13 protein-coding genes are annotated in these 17,234 nt (G+C 62.3%); 7 read left to right on the forward strand and 6 right to left on the reverse strand.

Annotated features, from left to right (window positions below; all coding sequences use genetic code 11):
- Positions 1-103: 103 nt before the first annotated feature.
- The gene (locus ELH03_RS14875) at positions 104-1,099 is read left to right on the forward strand and encodes an aldo/keto reductase (RefSeq protein WP_130766463.1); all 996 of its coding nucleotides are present in this window, start codon (positions 104-106) and stop codon (positions 1,097-1,099) included.
- Positions 1,100-1,158: 59 nt separating this feature from the next.
- Here ELH03_RS14875 and ypfJ read toward each other — a convergent pair whose 3' ends face one another.
- The gene (gene ypfJ, locus ELH03_RS14880) at positions 1,159-2,076 is read right to left on the reverse strand and encodes a KPN_02809 family neutral zinc metallopeptidase (protein ID WP_128410852.1); all 918 of its coding nucleotides are present in this window, start codon (positions 2,074-2,076) and stop codon (positions 1,159-1,161) included.
- Positions 2,077-2,153: 77 nt separating this feature from the next.
- Positions 2,154-2,684: a DUF2306 domain-containing protein gene (locus ELH03_RS14885; RefSeq protein ID WP_128410853.1), complete on the reverse strand. Its 531-nt coding sequence runs from the start codon at positions 2,682-2,684 to the stop codon at positions 2,154-2,156.
- A 47-nt stretch (positions 2,685-2,731) separates the two neighbouring features.
- Between ELH03_RS14885 and ELH03_RS14890 the strand changes: the two genes are divergently transcribed.
- Positions 2,732-3,508, forward strand: coding sequence for a LytTR family DNA-binding domain-containing protein (locus tag ELH03_RS14890; RefSeq protein ID WP_128410854.1), 777 nt, complete (start codon positions 2,732-2,734; stop codon positions 3,506-3,508).
- Between the two features lie 269 nt (positions 3,509-3,777).
- Positions 3,778-7,266, forward strand: a complete 3,489-nt coding sequence (carB, locus tag ELH03_RS14895; protein WP_128410855.1) for a carbamoyl-phosphate synthase large subunit — start codon at positions 3,778-3,780, stop codon at positions 7,264-7,266.
- A 56-nt stretch (positions 7,267-7,322) separates the two neighbouring features.
- Here the strand turns inward: carB and ELH03_RS14900 are convergent, their stop codons facing one another.
- Both ELH03_RS14900 and ELH03_RS14905 read right to left on the reverse strand, forming a co-directional pair.
- Positions 7,323-8,777 (reverse strand): UdgX family uracil-DNA binding protein, encoded by a 1,455-nt coding sequence (locus ELH03_RS14900; protein ID WP_130766464.1) that lies wholly within the window; start codon positions 8,775-8,777, stop codon positions 7,323-7,325.
- On the reverse strand, positions 8,777-10,009 hold the full coding sequence (locus ELH03_RS14905) for a putative DNA modification/repair radical SAM protein (RefSeq protein ID WP_128405532.1): 1,233 nt from the start codon (positions 10,007-10,009) through the stop codon (positions 8,777-8,779). Before ELH03_RS14905 ends, ELH03_RS14900 begins: the two co-directional genes overlap by 1 nt.
- Positions 10,010-10,262: 253 nt before the next feature.
- On the opposite strand from ELH03_RS14905, the gene greA reads away from it, so the two are divergent.
- Entirely contained in the window at positions 10,263-10,739 is a 477-nt protein-coding gene (greA, locus tag ELH03_RS14910; RefSeq protein ID WP_003541639.1) for a transcription elongation factor GreA, read from the forward strand.
- 27 nt (positions 10,740-10,766) lie between these two features.
- Complete coding sequence (locus ELH03_RS14915; RefSeq protein ID WP_130766465.1) at positions 10,767-11,825, forward strand: glycosyltransferase family 4 protein; 1,059 nt, start codon at positions 10,767-10,769, stop codon at positions 11,823-11,825.
- A gap of 73 nt (positions 11,826-11,898) precedes the next feature.
- On the opposite strand, the gene ELH03_RS14920 is transcribed toward ELH03_RS14915, so the two are convergent.
- On the reverse strand, positions 11,899-13,233 hold the full coding sequence (locus ELH03_RS14920) for a dicarboxylate/amino acid:cation symporter (protein WP_128405534.1): 1,335 nt from the start codon (positions 13,231-13,233) through the stop codon (positions 11,899-11,901).
- A gap of 226 nt (positions 13,234-13,459) precedes the next feature.
- On the opposite strand from ELH03_RS14920, the gene ELH03_RS14925 reads away from it, so the two are divergent.
- The gene (locus ELH03_RS14925; RefSeq protein WP_130766466.1) at positions 13,460-15,328 is read left to right on the forward strand and encodes a sensor histidine kinase; all 1,869 of its coding nucleotides are present in this window, start codon (positions 13,460-13,462) and stop codon (positions 15,326-15,328) included.
- Positions 15,329-15,332: 4 nt separating this feature from the next.
- On the forward strand, positions 15,333-16,679 hold the full coding sequence (locus ELH03_RS14930; protein ID WP_130766467.1) for a sigma-54-dependent transcriptional regulator: 1,347 nt from the start codon (positions 15,333-15,335) through the stop codon (positions 16,677-16,679).
- A 31-nt stretch (positions 16,680-16,710) separates the two neighbouring features.
- On the opposite strand, the gene ELH03_RS14935 is transcribed toward ELH03_RS14930, so the two are convergent.
- A complete protein-coding gene (locus ELH03_RS14935; RefSeq protein ID WP_003541645.1) occupies positions 16,711-17,178 on the reverse strand; it encodes an Lrp/AsnC family transcriptional regulator in 468 nt (155 codons plus the stop codon).
- Positions 17,179-17,234 lie beyond the last annotated feature (56 nt).

The raw sequence follows: 17,234 nt of genomic DNA on the forward strand, positions 1-17,234 counted from the left end.
TTTCCGTACGGCCCGTTCGACACTATCCGGATTATCGCACAAATGCGAAAGCGGTAAAACGGCGTCCCGCAGCGCCACTCCGGCGCCGAAGAAGGAGAAGACAATGCAGACCTATCGTTTGGGAAAGACCGGACCCGATGTCTCGGCCATCGGCCTCGGCTGCATGGGCATGTCGGGCATGTACGGCCCCTCCGATCGCGCGGAAAGCATCGCGACGATCCATGCCGCGCTCGATGCCGGCATCAACCTGCTCGACACCGGCGATTTCTATGGCATGGGCCACAATGAAATACTGATCGGAGAGGCATTGAAAGGCCGCAGGCGCGAGGACGCCGTCATCAGCGTCAAGTTCGGCGGCCTGCGCGATCCCGTCGGCGGCTGGAGCGGCATCGACGCCCGCCCGGTCGCGGTGAAGAACTTCCTCAGCTATACGCTGCAGCGCCTCGGCGTCGACTATATCGACATCTATCGCCCCGCCCGCCTCGATCCGAACGTGCCGATCGAGGACACGGTCGGCGCCATCGCCGACATGGTCAAGGCAGGTTATGTCAGGCATATCGGCCTGTCGGAAGTCGGTGCCGACACGATCCGCCGCGCCGCCACTGTTGCCCCGATCGTCGACCTGCAGATCGAATATTCGCTGATCTCGCGCGGCATTGAGGAGAAGATCCTGCCAACGACACGCGAACTCGGCATTTCGATCACCGCCTACGGCGTGCTCTCGCGCGGCCTGATCAGCGGCCACTGGCAAAAGGGCCAGGGTGGGACGGCCGGCGATTTCCGCGCCTACAGCCCGCGCTTCCAGGAAGGCAATATCGAGCAGAACCTCGCTCTGGTGGAGAAGCTGCGTGAGATTGCCCAGGCAAAGAGCGTCTCTGTCGCCCAGATCGCCATCGCCTGGGTCGCTGCCAAGGGCAAGGATATCGTCCCGATCTTCGGCGCTCGCCGCCGCGACCGACTGACCGAGGCGCTCGGCTCACGCGCCGTCGACCTGTCGCCAGAAGATTTCGCCATCATCGAACGCGCCGTGCCGAAAGACGCGGCCGCGGGTGGGCGTTATCCCGAGCATATGCTGCAGCATATGGACAGCGAGAAGTAGGCAAGGGATGGAAGGGGCTGCGATGTGCTTTGTGCCATGCGCCCCTTCATCTCTAGCCCTCAAATCGGGCCGGAGAACGTATCACAGGCTGACAGCTGGCCGCTGTCGAAGCCGCGCTTGAACCATTTGACGCGCTGTGCCGAGGTACCGTGGTTGAAGCTTTCCGGCACGACATAGCCCTGCGACCGCTTCTGCAGCGTATCGTCGCCGATCTGTTGGGCGGCGTTCAGCGCCTCCTCCAGATCGCCGGACTCCAGCAGACCCTTCTGCTGGGTATATTTGCCCCAGATGCCGGCGAAACAATCGGCTTGCAGCTCGACGCGCACCGACATCTTGTTGGCGTCAGCCTCGCTCATGCGCTGGCGGGCCTGGTTGAACTTCGGCAGGATGCCGAGCAGGTTCTGCACGTGATGGCCGACCTCGTGGGCAACGACATAGGCCTCGGCAAAATCGCCCGACGCGCCGAAGCGGTCGGAAAGTTCCTGGAAGAATTCGGTGTCGAGATAGAGCTTGTGGTCGCCGGGGCAGTAGAACGGGCCTGTTGCAGATGATGCGGAGCCGCAGGCTGATGCCGTCGAGCCCGAGAACAGCACGAGCCGCGGCTCCTCGTAATTCTGGCCCTGCGCCTGGAAGATGCCCTGCCAGGTATCCTCGGTCTCGGCAAGAACGGTGCGCATGAAAGCGGTCATCTCGTCATTGGCGGGCGTGCGCGTTCCGCCGGACTGGCTCTGCTCGTAGCCGGGGCCGCTCGTCGTGCCACCGGTGTCGAGCACCTGCAACAGGTCGATGCCCATCATCTTGAAGATAAAATAGATGACGACGAGGAAGATGATCGTGCCGATGCTGAGGCCGCCACCGGCCCGGCGAACGCCGCCGGAAGGAAAATTGAAGCCGCCACCGCGGCCGAAACCTCCGCCGCCCGGATCGCCGCGGCGATCCTCGACATTATCGGACTGACGCCGGCCTCTCCATTCCATCTTCGCTCTCCCCGGCAATGCCTGTGCTTGCACTCAAGGAGTCTATATATCCGTCGGCGGCTGGAATTCCAGCGACTTCATCGGGCAATCAAGCCCCCGCATCGGCGGCGCAGCATGATCGCGATCAGGATCGAGCCGATCACCGCCGCAGCAAGGACAGCCGGCCATTCCGCACCGGTGAAGATGACCGCATGCATGATCCGGCCAGGCACGAAAGTGAACAGGCCGGCAAGGACGATGCCGCCGAAATAAAGCCCGGCGACGATGCGCTTGTGCAGACGGATATCGCCGCGACGAGCCGCCGCGATCGCATTCCAGCTGCCCAACAGTGTTGCGATCGACAAAAGATGGATCGGGCTGAACCCGTAGAAGAGATCGAGCTCATGAATGAAGAAGCTTGATGTCGCCGTTACAACCATCAGCGCTATCCAGATCCTGCCGAGCAGCCGGTGCAGCGGCGTGCCCTTGGGGCGCAGCAGGATATAGGCACCGAGAAGTGCCGCCGGCGTAACAGCGGCGACATGGATCTGAACGGCGAACGGAGCATCGAGGAGCGGTTCGAGGGTCATCAGCGGCATCCGGTTGAATTCGATCACTCTTTCCGCCAAGACTTCATCTGTCTCAATCCAAACCGCGCGAACGGCAGGAAAACTTCGTGATTCAACCCTTCTTGCAATCCACGCTTCGCGAATTGCAGGTCTTTCTCCACTCCCGGCGTTTCTGGGGAACCTTTGCCGCGATCGTCCTGCTCTTTGCCTTCACCGGTCCCTACGGCACGATGGAAAGCATGGCCTTCGGCGAGCGCCTCGCCTATTGGCTGACCCTGCATGCCCTTGCCTGGGTGATCGCCATCCTCTGCGCGGTTGCGGCCGAAAGACTGCTGCGGGAGGTGATCGTTTCCATGTTCGCCCGCATGATGACGGGCTCGCTCGCCGCCGCCCTGCCCATCGGTTTTGCCATCGGCCTCGTCGACTATGTCTTCACCGGCGAAACGACGACGCTGCAAAGCGGCCTGCAGCGCGCGCTTTTTGCGGTGCCGCTCTGCGCCCTCTTCTGCCTTTTGACCTACATGGCGATGAGCCAGAAAATCGCCGAAGCCGCAGCACCTGAGGAAACCAGCCACGGCGTCTCGATCCTCGACCGGCTCAAGCCTGAGAATCGTGGCCCGCTGCTGCGCCTCTCCGTCCAGGATCACTATACCGAAGTGGTGACGAGCCGCGGACGCGAACTGGTGCTCTTGCGTTTCGCCGATGCGCTGAAGGAAACCGCCGCAACGCCGGGCCTTCGCGTTCATCGCTCGCACTGGGTGGCCGACGCCCATGTCGAAAGCCTGAAACGCGACAATGGCAGGCTGCTGATCCTCACCCGCGACGGCACGAAAATCCCGGTTAGTCGCAGCTATGCCGAGGATGTGCGCCGCCGCTTCACGTAAAGAAGACGCGCCAAACGCTTGACGGGACTCCCGCTTTAGCTCTTCTGGAAGCAGGGCAGCGGCGAAATCCGGGTGGTGGTCGTGCCTGACGGGAAATAGTCTTTCGCGCCGTGTTGGATTCCTGTCGATTCCGCGATTTATGGGGTTCCGTTTGCAAATACATTTGCCTATAAGCCGCTTCTAGCCTGAAAAGACCCAGCATGCGCGACCCGACCCGGTGATCTCCCACCCTGGCCGGCTTTCTGCGCAGCCAGAAAACGGAAGCACTCATGCCGAAGCGCCAAGATATCAAATCGATCCTCATCATCGGCGCGGGACCGATCGTCATTGGCCAGGCTTGTGAGTTCGACTATTCCGGCACCCAGGCCTGCAAGGCGCTGAAGGAGGAGGGCTACCGCGTCATCCTCGTCAACTCCAACCCGGCGACGATCATGACCGATCCGGGCCTTGCCGACGCCACCTATGTCGAGCCGATCACCCCCGAAGTCGTCGCCAAGATCATCGCCAAGGAGCGCCCGGATGCGCTGCTGCCGACCATGGGCGGCCAGACGGCGCTGAACACCGCGCTTTCGCTGAAGCGCATGGGCGTGCTCGACCGCTACAATGTCGAGATGATCGGCGCCAAGCCCGCCGCCATCGACATGGCCGAGGACCGCGCGCTGTTTCGCGAGGCGATGGCCCGCATCGGGCTTGAAACCCCGCGCTCGATGCTGGCGAACGCCACCGACATCAAGGACCTCGACCGCAAGACGCACGAGGCCGAGCGTAACAAGCTGCGCGAAAGCCTCTCCGGATCCGATCTCGACAAGGCGCTGGACGAGCTGGAAAATCAGTGGAACCTCGGCGAGAGCGACCGCAAGCAGCGCTACATGAGCCATGCCATGGCGATCGCTGCCCAGGCGATCGACCATGTCGGCCTGCCGGCGATCATCCGCCCCTCCTTCACGCTCGGCGGCACCGGCGGCGGCATCGCCTACAATCGCTCGGAATTCTTCGAGATCGTCGGCGGCGGCCTCGATGCCTCGCCGACCACCGAAGTGCTGGTCGAGGAATCGGTGCTCGGCTGGAAGGAATATGAAATGGAGGTCGTTCGCGACAAGGCGGACAACTGCATCATCATCTGCTCGATCGAGAACATTGATCCGATGGGCGTCCACACCGGCGATTCGATCACCGTCGCGCCGGCGCTGACGCTGACGGACAAGGAATACCAGATCATGCGCAACGCCTCGATCGCGGTGCTGCGCGAGATCGGGGTCGAGACCGGCGGCTCGAACGTCCAGTTCGCCGTCAATCCGAAGGACGGCCGTCTCGTCGTCATCGAAATGAACCCGCGCGTCTCGCGTTCGTCGGCGCTCGCCTCCAAGGCTACCGGCTTCCCGATCGCCAAGATCGCCGCCAAGCTCGCCATCGGCTATACGCTCGACGAGCTGGATAACGATATCACCGGTGGTGCAACGCCTGCCTCCTTCGAACCGTCGATCGACTACGTCGTCACCAAGATCCCGCGTTTCGCCTTCGAGAAATTCCCCGGCGCCTCGCCGGTGCTGACGACCGCGATGAAATCGGTCGGCGAAGTCATGGCGATCGGCCGCACCTTCGCCGAATCGCTGCAGAAGGCGCTGCGTGGCTTGGAAACCGGCCTGACGGGCCTCGACGAGATCGAGATCCCCGGCTTTGAAGAGGGCGAATCCAGCCAGAACGCCATCCGCGCCGCAATCGGCACACCGACGCCCGATCGCCTGCGCATGGTCGCCCAGGCGCTGCGCCAGGGCATGAGTGAAGCCGAAGTCCACGAAGGCTGCAAGATCGACCCCTGGTTCATCGCCGAACTGAAGGCGATCGTCGAGATGGAGGCCCGCATCCGCGAGCACGGCCTGCCCCAGGATGCCGCTAACCTGCGCATGCTGAAGGCCATGGGCTTTTCCGACGCGCGCCTGGCGACGCTGACCGGCAAGCGCCCGAAGGAAGTCGCCGAATTCCGCAACAGCCTGAACGTCCGGCCTGTCTTCAAGCGCATCGATACCTGTGCGGCCGAGTTCGCCTCGCCGACCGCCTATATGTATTCGACCTATGAGACGCCTTTTGTCGGCGCCGCCCGCTCCGAGGCTGAAGTGTCTGATCGCAAGAAGGTTGTCATCCTCGGCGGCGGCCCGAACCGCATCGGCCAGGGCATCGAGTTCGACTATTGCTGCTGCCATGCCGCCTTCGCGTTGAAGGATGCGGGTTATGAGGCGATCATGATCAACTGCAACCCGGAAACCGTTTCGACCGACTACGATACCTCGGACCGCCTCTATTTCGAACCGCTGACGGCCGAGGACGTGATCGAGATCCTGCGGGCAGAACAGGAAAAGGGCGAAGTCGTCGGCGTCATCGTCCAGTTCGGCGGCCAGACGCCGCTGAAGCTTGCCGAGGCGCTGGAAAAGAACGGCATCCCGATCCTCGGCACCGCCCCTGACATGATCGACCTTGCCGAGGACCGCGACCGCTTCCAGAAGCTCTTGATGAAGCTCGACCTCAACCAGCCGAACAACGGCATCGCCTATTCGGTTGAGCAGGCCCGCATGGTCGCCACCGAAATCGGCTTCCCGCTGGTCGTGCGTCCCTCTTACGTGCTCGGCGGCCGCGCCATGCAGATCCTGCATTCGGAAGGCCAGTTGCAGAGCTACCTGCTCGATACCGTGCCTGAACTCGTGCCTGAGGATATCAAGCAGCGCTATCCCAACGACAAGACCGGCCAGATCAACACCCTGCTCGGCAAGAACCCGCTGCTCTTCGACAGCTATCTCAGCAACGCCATCGAAGTCGATGTCGACTGCCTCTCCGACGGTACCGACGTCTATGTCGCCGGCATCATGGAGCATATCGAGGAAGCCGGCATCCATTCCGGCGACAGCGCCTGCTCGCTGCCGCCGCGCTCGCTGTCGGTCGAACTGCTCGACGAACTGGAGCGCCAGGCCAAGGCCATGGCCAAGGCGCTCAATGTCGGCGGCCTGATGAACGTCCAGTTCGCCATCAAGGATGGCACCGTCTACGTTCTCGAAGTCAATCCGCGCGCCTCGCGTACCGTGCCCTTCGTCGCAAAGACCATCGGCGCGCCGATCGCCAAGATCGCCGCCCGCGTCATGGCCGGCGAGAAACTCGATGCGACCTTCGCCGCCTATGGGCAAAAGCCCGATCCGCGCAAGCTGAAGCACATCGCCGTCAAGGAAGCCGTCTTCCCCTTCGCCCGCTTCCCCGGCGTCGACACACTGCTCGGCCCGGAAATGCGCTCGACGGGTGAAGTCATCGGCCTCGATACTGATTTTGCGCTGGCCTTCGCCAAGTCACAGCTTGGCGCCGGCGTCGAGCTGCCGCGTGACGGGACGGTCTTCGTCTCCGTCCGCGACGCGGACAAGCCGCGCGTGCTGCCGGCGATCCGCATCCTCGTCGAGCAGGGCTTCAAAGTGCTGGCGACCGGCGGCACTGCCCGCTTCCTTGGCGAAAACGGCATCACCGCCACCAAGATCAACAAGGTGCTCGAAGGCCGTCCGCACATCGAGGACGCGATCCGCAACCGCCAGGTCCAGCTCGTCATCAACACCACCGATGGCAACAAGGCGATCTCGGACTCCAAGTCGCTGCGCCGTGCGACGCTGATGCAGAAGGTGCCCTACTATACGACGATGGCAGGCGCAGAGGCCGCCGCCCAGGCGATCAAGGCGCTGAAAGCCGGCAATCTGGAAGTGCGGCCGCTGCAGAGCTATTTCGCCTGAGATACGGAACGCCATCGCTCGCTGAGCGGTGGCGCCAGCCTTGCCATTGAATCCGTTTATGCAGCTGCCAGCATAAGGCGCTGAATTGTTGCCATATCTTCGCGAAATCGTGACAGTTCCTCCGCTTTCAGCCGCTCGTCTGGAATACGCAGCAGATAGGATGGATGCACGGTCACAAAGAGCGTTCGCCTCTCGTCGATCGCGATCGCTTTCCCCCTGACATCCTGCAGCCGCTGTTTCGTATCGGTCAGCGCCGAAAGCGCCGTCGCCCCCATCGCAACGACCAGCTTCGGCTTGATCAGCGCCATCTCCAGATTGAGCCACCAGCGGCAATGCTTCACCTCGCCCATATTGGGCTTCTGATGGATGCGACGCTTGCCGCGCGGCTCATATTTGAAATGTTTGACGGCATTGGTGACGTAAAGCAGTGAGCGATCGATGCCCGCTTCAGTGATCACTTGGTCGAGGAGCCTGCCGGCGGGACCGACGAAGGGGCGCCCTGATATATCCTCCTGGTCGCCCGGCTGCTCGCCGACGAACATCACCTCGGCATCACGCGGCCCCTCCCCGAATACGGTTTGCGTCGCCTTCGCATGAAGCGGACAACGGGTGCAGGCGGCAGCTTCCGCGCGCAGCGCTTCCAGCGTGCCCGCCGGCGCTTCGGGCTCGGCAGGAATAGTGCGCGCGGCTTCCTGCAGGCGATCGTGAAAGGGCAACGACTGGGTCGCCTCTCGTGCGGCCATGGCCCGCACCTTGCTCTCCGCCGATGCGATCAGCCCAGGGATGAGATCGGCTTCCGGCAGGTTCTTCCAGTATTTTTTCGGCATCTCCGCCTGCATCGCCTTCAGCTTCAACCGCGCCGGATTGAAAATGCTGGCGTAGTAGGTGCGCCAAAGTTCATCGGCAGCATCGGTGAGATTGGGTTTTTCGCATGGCTCGTCGCTCATCGTCAGCCGCTCGCCGTCCCAGGCGGCCGAACCCTTAGGCGTGGCGATCAGCCAGTCCATATCGGTGAAGCGCCGTTGGAAGAAAGGCGCTGTGCGCCTGACGATATGGTGATCCGGCTCGAACCAGGCGAAGAATTTTCGACGGTCGGCCGATACCGCACCAACCTCCTTGAAGCGGACGAAGGCCATCATCTTGTGCGCGTCGCGTCGAACGTTTTTCGCCATCAGCCTGGCACGGGCGACGTCCTCGTCGGAAGCCACTTCAAGCAGTTGCCGGTCCAGTTGCAGCCGCCAGAGCAGACGGTAAAGCAGAGAAAAGCGCGCCGGGTCGGAATGGCAGAGAACTGTCTGCGCGAGCTCGATGAAGGCGGGCGGCACCGTCATCGGCTTGCGTGCCATGACAGGCGCCGGCGGCATGGCGTCGCGTTGAAACGCAAGGTCCGCCTCCGCGCCTTTTTCGCACCAATCGATCTCTTCCGGCAGGATGCCCGCGGCCGCGAAAGCGCGCGCGGCATCACGCCATTCGGCAAGCTCCCCGCGTCCTGCAAGCACGACCCGGCGCATCACAGCAACGACAATTGTTCGGGTTGCGGTTCGAACATGGCGCGAAGGTCGGGGCGCTCGATCAATCGGCGCGGCGACCAGCCTTCCGCCGAGATGAAGGACTGAACCTTCTTGATCGAAATGCCGAGCCGCGAAAGATCGTCCAGCCGCAACCGGCGAAAACGTCGGGCCGAAACGATCGCTTTGACTGTCTTTGTGCCGAGACCGGGCACGCGCAGCAACCGTTCACGCTCGGCCTTGTTGATATCGACGGGAAATTCGCCCCGGTTGGCGAGCGCCCAGGCAAGTTTGGGGTCGAGGGTGAGATCAAGCATGCCGCCCGCCTGGTTCGCGGTGATCTCGTCGATGCCAAAACCGTAGAATCGGTAGAGCCAATCGGCCTGATAGAGCCGGTGCTCGCGCATCAGCGGCGGCTTGATCAGGGGCAGATTTTTCGACGAGTCCGGGATCGGGCTGAAGGCGGAATAATAGACGCGCTTCAGGCCGTAGCTGCTGTAAAGCCGGCCGCTGGTCGCAAGGATCGTCGCATCGTTCGCGCCATCGGCGCCGACGATCATTTGCGTACTCTGGCCGGCCGGTACGAAACGCTGACGCTTCTTCGTCCGCAGCGTCGGTTCGCCGGCGGCCTCGATCTTCAGCCTCAGATCTCCCATCGATCGCCGGATATTGGCAGGCTTCTTTTCCGGCGCGAAGCGGGTGATGCCGTGATCCGTCGGCAACTCGATGTTGAGCGACAGCCTGTCGGCATGAAGCCCCGCCTCCTCGATCAGACGCGGCGACGCCTCGGGGATCGATTTCAGATGGATATAGCCGCGGAAATTATGGGTCACACGCAGTTCGCGGACGATGCGGACCATCTCTTCCATCGTGTAATCGGACGAACGAATGATGCCGGAGGAAAGGAACAGGCCTTCGATATAGTTGCGGCGGTAGAATTCCAGCGTCAGCCAGATGACCTCTTCGGGCGTAAAGCGCGCCCGTTCGACATTGCTCGACGAACGATTGACGCAATAGGCGCAGTCGTAGATGCAGAAATTGGTCAGCAGTATTTTCAGAAGCGAAATGCACCGCCCGTCCGGGGCATAGGCATGACAGATGCCGGATCCCTCTGTCGAACCGAGCCCGCCACTTGCCCGGGAATCACGTTTGACCGTGCCGCTGGAAGCGCAGGAAGCGTCATATTTCGCAGCATCGGAAAGGATGGCCAAGCGTTCTGTGAGCGACTTCTTCATTAGTATGTTCACTATATGTTCTTGTATGCAAAGTCAATCAGGACGATCCGATTTCTGCCCATTTTCAAGGCGCACCACCGGATATCGGGGCGGGCCGCGTTTCCTTTATGCGAATTTTCTGGAAATCGGCCTTGGCGATCTGCTATAAGCGTCCGACTAAGATTGTGGCACGGTTCCGAAGCTCCCCTTCGGGACCTGTTTTCTTTTGTGTTCGCCGCTGATTGTGTGGATACGAGGATTGAAGGACAGAAAAATGGTTGAAAAGGTACCGATGACACCGGGCGGTTTCGTCAAGCTGCAGGAAGAGCTGCGCTGGCGTCAGCAGGAGGAGCGCCCCCGAATCATCGAGGCGATCGCCGAAGCCCGTGCCCATGGCGACCTTTCCGAAAACGCCGAATACCACGCCGCCAAGGAAGCCCAGAGCCACAATGAAGGCCGCATCAGCGAGCTGGAAGACCTGACGGCGCGCGCCGAGGTCATCGACCTCACCAAGATGTCGGGCGACAAGATCAAGTTCGGCGCCAAGGTGAAACTCATCGACGAGGACACCGAGGAAGAAAAGACCTACCAGATCGTCGGCGACCAGGAAGCCGACGTCAAGGCTGGCCGCATCTCCATCTCCTCGCCAATCGCCCGTGCGCTGATCGGCAAGGAAGTCGGCGATTCCATCGAGGTCAACGCGCCGGGCGGCTCCAAGGCCTACGAAATCCTCCAGGTTTCCTGGGGCTGATCGCCCGCCAGCCGCGAGACCCCTCCCTTGCCCGATATCCGTGACGTCGAGATCATTGCGCCCAATTTCAAGCGCCGGCTCTCCGGCGTCACGTCGACGATCGTCCAGCTCATCCCATGCCAGATCCGGCTCGGCATCAAGATCGCGACACTCGGCCCCGGCCTGCCGGAGGACCTGCCGAAACTTAAGTGGCGGCAGCTCCTTGGCCTCTGGCGCCCGCCGGCGCGCCGGCGCCGGCGTGTCTGGCACGCGCGCCGCAACAATGAGATGGCCTTCGGCATCCTGCTTCGCCATCTCGCGCGCATCCCGCTGAAGCTTCTCTTCACCTCGGCCGCGCAACGCCGCCACACCGCCTATACGAAATGGCTGATCCGCCGCATGGACGCCGTCATCGCGACCAGCGACCGTTCCGGCTCGTTCCTCGATGTGCCGCACACGGTCATCCAGCACGGCGTCGACCTTGCCCTCTTCCATCCGCCGGAAACCGCAGAGGACGGCATCGCCGCCACCGGCATGCCCGGCCGCCATCTGGTCGGTTGCTTCGGCCGTGTGCGCCACCAGAAAGGCACTGATCTTTTCGTCAGGGCGATGATCGAACTGCTGCCGCAGCATACTGAGTGGACGGCGGTCGTCTCCGGCCGCGTGACGGCGGAGCACGCGGCATTCGCAGACAAACTCAAGGCGGATGTCGCCGCCGCCGGGCTGAGCGACCGTATCCTCTTTCTCGGCGAAGTGCGTGACATCAAGATCTGGTATCGCCGCCTGACGCTTTACGTCGCCCCCTCCCGCAACGAGGGCTTCGGCCTGACGCCGCTCGAAGCCATGGCCTCGCGCACCGCGGTGGTGGCATCGGATGCGGGCGCCTATGCCGAGCTCATCGTCACGGGCGAGACGGGTTCGGTCGTCGCCGCCGGCGATGGCGAGGCGCTGACGCGGGCAATCGCGCCCTATATCGCAGATCCCGCTCTGGCGATCGCACATGGCGAGAATGCGCTGCGGCATGTCAGGGCGAATTTCGCGCTGGAGAAGGAAGCGAGCGCGATCGGCGCCGTTTATAACAGCCTTCTCGGCGACAATCGCAGCTGAAGCAGAAAAGAGAAACGGCCCGTTGGATGACGGGCCGCTGCAGGGATTCTAAGGATAAGGGGATAGCGGCTGACTATTCGGCCGGCTGCAGCCCGGCAGCCGAAGTATCCTCTCCGGTCTGGCCGCCCAGTGCCGCAGCAAGCTGCGCCGTATCCAGCTCGTTTTCCCAACGTGCCACGACGATCGTCGCCACGGCATTGCCGACGAGGTTGGTCAGCGCCCGGCATTCCGACATGAAGCGGTCGATGCCGAGGATGAGCGCCATGCCGGCGACCGGCACGGATGGGACGACGGAGAGCGTTGCGGCAAGCGTGATGAAGCCGGCACCGGTGATGCCTGCGGCACCCTTCGAGCTCAGCATCGCCACCAGCAGCAGCAGGATCTGATCACCCCAGGAGAGATGGATGCCGGTTGCCTGAGCAATGAACAAGGCAGCCAGCGTCATGTAGATGTTGGTGCCGTCAAGATTGAAGGAATAGCCTGTGGGGATGACGAGGCCGACGACCGAGCGCTTGCAACCGGCCTTTTCCATCTTGTTCATCAGTCCCGGAAGCGCTGCCTCCGAAGACGAGGTGCCGAGGACCAGCAACAGTTCTTCCTTGATGTAGCGCAGCAGCGCCACGATCGAGAAGCCGTTGTAGCGGGCAACAGCGCCGAGAACGACGAGGACGAAGAGCAGCGAGGTGACGTAGAAGGTGCCGATCAGCATGGCAAGGTTGGCGATCGATCCGACGCCGTACTTGCCGATGGTGAATGCCATGGCGCCGAAGGCGCCGATGGGGGCAGCCTTCATCAGGATGGCGACGAGCTTGAACACGGGCGCCGTCAAGGCATTGAGGAAGTTGACGACCGGTTCGCTCTTTTCGCCGACCATGGCGAGCGCAATGCCGAAGAGCACCGAGAAGAACAGCACCTGTAGAATGTCGCCATCGGCAAAGGCGCCGACGATCGTCGTCGGGATGATGTTGGTCAGGAAACCGACGATGCTCTGCTCATGCGCCTTTGCGGCGTAGCTGGCGACGGCGGCCGGGTCCAGCGAGGCCGGATCGATATTCATGCCGGCGCCGGGCTGGACGACATTGGCGACGATCATGCCGATGACGAGCGCCGCCGTCGAGAAGGTCAGGAAGTAGAGCATCGCCTTGCCGGCGACGCGACCGACCTTCTGCAGGTCGCTCATGCCGGCAATGCCGGTCGCAACCGTCAGAAAGATCACCGGTGCGATGATCATCTTGACGAGCTTGATGAAGGCATCGCCGAGCGGCTTCAGCTGGGTGCCGAATTCGGGATAGAAATGGCCGAGAAGGATACCCGCAGCGATAGCCGCGAGAACCTGAACGTAGAGATGGCTATAAAAGGGCTTCTTGCCCTTGCTGCCTGCGACTGCATCGAGTGGTGCTGCGATCATGATGTCCTCCTAATGGCTCGTCCGGAACAAACTCCGGCCTCCCGAGCCGTTCGCTTCAAGTCCAACAGCTCAGCCGTTGTTGCCACCTCCTTCGCAATCGGCGTGCCAGTTTTAAGCCGCCCCTTCAACAGATTGAATTTATTAAGGAAAAATTTACGGGACTGCTGATGGGCTAATTAAGCAATGCGGAAATCCGCACAAATCCATTTGCGTTTCGTGCAGAAAAATGCACAAATCCGCCATGTCCGTGTCGCAGAAATTGTGGCCTTCCCTACCCGTGCAACATCGCATCCGCCGGATGTGGTGGGCCTATGCCGTGCTCGCCCTCGTCGCTGTCGTCGCAAGCCTGTGGGCCAGCGGCGAGATCGGCCGGCACCGGGCGGAGGCTGCCCTCGAGGAACAGGCCCGCACGGATGCGAGGCTGAATGCGGCGTTGCTGCGCACGGTTCTTGAAAAATACCGGGCGCTTCCCTTCGTGCTGTCGCAAGATACCGCAATCGCCGCGGCGCTGGCGGGCAGCGATGTCGGCACGTTCGACCGGCTCAGTCAGAAGCTGGAAATGCTGGCAGCGGGCACCAGGGCCGCCGTCATCTATGTCATCGACAAGGACGGCATGGCGGTTTCGGCCAGCAACTGGCGCGAGCCGACGAGCTTCGTCGGCAATGACTACCGCTTCCGGGAGTATTTTCAGGGAGCGGTCGAACGAGGGCAGGCCGAGCACTTCGCGCTCGGCACGGTCAGCAAGAAACCGGGTCTCTATATCTCCCAGCGGATTTCGGGCAGCAATGGCTTGTTGGGTGTCGTTGTGGTCAAGGTCGAATTCGACGACGTCGAGGCGGATTGGAACGCCTCGGGCACCCCGTCCTACGTCGTTGACGAGCGCGGCATTGTCCTCATCACCAGTCTTCCATCATGGCGGTTCATGACGATCGGCCGGATCGCCGAGGACCGGCTGACGGCGATCCGCGAAAGCCTTCAATTCGGCGATGCGCCACTTCAACCCCTGCCCCTCGACATGGTCCGAAACCTCGGCGACGGGCTCGATGTCGTCGAGATCGTCATGCCCGGCGATGCCGGGAAAACCAGGTTTCTCGATGTCGCAACGTCGGTGCCGGCGACCGGATGGCATTTGCAGCATCTGGTGGCGCTGGGGCCGTCCGTCGATGCGGGGATTCGCGAAGCCCGCATGCTGGCATTGCTCATACTCTTGCCACTGCTGGCCGGAGCAGCCTTCCTGTTGCGCCGCCGCCATACGATCGCCCTGCGGATCTCTCGTGAACAGCAGGCGCGGGAGGAACTGGAACGGCGGGTAGTCGAGCGGACGCTGGATCTCAGCCAGGCGCGGGACCGGCTGCAGGCTGAAATCATCGGCCACAAGAGCACGGAGCAGAAGCTGCAAGCCGTGCAACAGGATCTGGTGCAGGCCAACCGGTTGGCCATCCTGGGTCAGGTGGCCGCCGGCGTTGCCCATGAGATCAACCAGCCGGTGGCGACCATCCGTGCCTATGCGGATAATGCCCGCACCTTCCTCGATCGCGGCCAGACGGCGCCTGCCGGCGAAAATCTCGAAAGCATCGCGGCGCTGACGGAGCGCATAGGTTCGATCACCGAGGAGCTGAAGACCATTGCCCGCAAAGGCCGCGGCAGCGCCGAACCAACCGGACTGAAAGACGTCATCGAGGGGGCGGTGATGCTGTTGCGAAGCAGGTTTGCCGGGCGGATGGATACGCTCGACATCGACCTGCCGCCCGACGAACTGCAGGTGATGGGAAACCGGATTCGTCTCGAGCAGGTGCTCATCAACCTGCTTCAGAACGCCCTGGAGGCGGTGGCACCGAAGGCCGGAGAAGGTCGCGTCGAGATCAGAACATCAACCGATGCAGGGATGGTAACGGTGACGGTCGCCGACAACGGCCCCGGCATTCCGCCGGATATTCGCAAAGGCTTGTTCACGCCGTTCAACACCTCGAAGGAAAGCGGTCTCGGCCTTGGCCTCGTCATCTCCAAGGATATCGTCGGCGACTATGGTGGCCGGATGGAGGTTGCAAGCGACAGCGACGGTACCCGGTTCATCGTTCAGCTGAGGAAGGCTTGAGATCATGGACACACTGATGCCCGTTGCGCTGATCGACGACGACAAGGATCTGCGCCGTGCCACCGCGCAGACGCTCGAACTCGCCGGATTCTCCGTTTCCGCCTATGACGGTGCAAAAGCCGCGCTGGCGGACCTGCCGGCGGGCTTTGCCGGCCCCGTCGTCACCGATATCCGCATGCCCGAGATCGACGGACTGCAGCTCTTCGCCACGCTGCAAGGCATGGATGTCGACCTGCCGGTGATCCTGATGACCGGCCACGGCGATATTCCCATGGCCGTTCAGGCGATCCAGGACGGCGCCTATGATTTCATCGCCAAGCCCTTCGCAGCCGATCGGCTCGTGCAGAGCGTGCGTCGCGCAAGCGAGAAGCGGCGGCTTGTTCTGGAAAACCGCATGCTGCGGAAAGCAGCCGAAGATGCGCAGGAGAATTTGCCGCTGATCGGCCAGACGCCTGTCATGGAAAACCTCAGAAACATTCTTCGCCACATCGCCGATACAGATGTGGATGTGCTCGTCGCCGGCGAAACCGGCAGCGGCAAGGAAGTGGTTGCCCAGATCCTGCATCAATGGAGCCACCGTCGGAAGGGCAATTTCGTGGCGCTGAACTGTGGCGCCCTGCCCGAAACCGTCATCGAAAGTGAGCTGTTTGGCCACGAGGCCGGCGCATTTACCGGCGCTCAGAAGCGCCGCACGGGCCGCATCGAACATGCAAGCGGCGGCACGCTGTTCCTCGACGAAATCGAGAGCATGCCGGCCGCCACGCAGGTCAAGATGCTGCGGGTGCTGGAAATGCGCGAAATCACGCCGCTCGGCACCAATGAGGTGCGCCCGGTCGATCTTCGCGTCGTCGCAGCTGCCAAGATCGACCTCGGGGATCCCTCGGTTCGCGGCGATTTTCGCGAGGATCTCTATTACAGGCTGAATGTCGTGACGATCTCCATTCCGCCGCTCAGAGAACGCCGCGATGATATCCCGCTACTGTTCTCCCACTTCACCGCTCGTGCCGCGGAGCGCTTCCGCCGTGATGTCCCGCCGCTTTCACCTGATGTGCGACGACATCTCGCCTCGCACACATGGCCGGGCAATGTCCGCGAACTCTCGCATTATGCCGAACGCGTCGTGCTTGGCGTGGAAGGCGGCGGAGCGGCAGCGGTCCCTCCTCAGCCGACGGCTGCGACGCTCCCCGAACGGCTGGAACGCTACGAGGCGGAGATCATCCGCGACACGCTGTCAGCCAATGACGGCGACGTGCGCCGCACCATCGAGGCGCTCGGCATTCCGCGAAAGACGTTTTATGACAAACTTCAGCGCCACGGCATCAACCGGGGCGGCTATATCTCGCGCAAGTGATCGGTGATGACGGTCTATCTGCCGAGTGGCTTTAGACTTCCACCAGTCCCAGCTTCTTCACCTGCCGGATCGTCAGCATGGTGCGCACGGTATCGACATGTTCGTTCGCCGTCAGCACCTCGATGACGAAATCCTGAAAACGGGTGAGGTTCTCCGCCACGCAATGCAGCAGGAAATCGCTGTCGCCCGAGACCATCCAGGCCTGGCGCACCAGCGGCCACTCGGCGGTGGCAGCGGCGAAGGCCTTGAGATTGCCTTCCGACTGGTGCTTGAGGCCGACCATGCAGAAAGCGACGAGGTCGAAGCCGAGCTTCGGGCTGTTCAGCATCGCGTGGTAGCCCTCGATGATGCCGGCTTCCTCGAGCTTGCGCACCCGGCGCAGGCAAGGCGGCGCCGAGATGCCGACGCGATCGGCGAGCTCCACATTGGTCATGCGGCCATCGGCCTGCAGTTCCCGGAGGATCTTTATATCGATGACGTCGAGTTCCGCACGCCCCACATCATTGCCTTTCTTTAATTCTCCGCGGGGAGCTTCTATATAAAGCCGCGGAATAC

This window comes from Rhizobium beringeri, from assembly GCF_004306515.1.
GTDB classification, from domain to species: Bacteria; Pseudomonadota; Alphaproteobacteria; order Rhizobiales; family Rhizobiaceae; genus Rhizobium; species Rhizobium beringeri.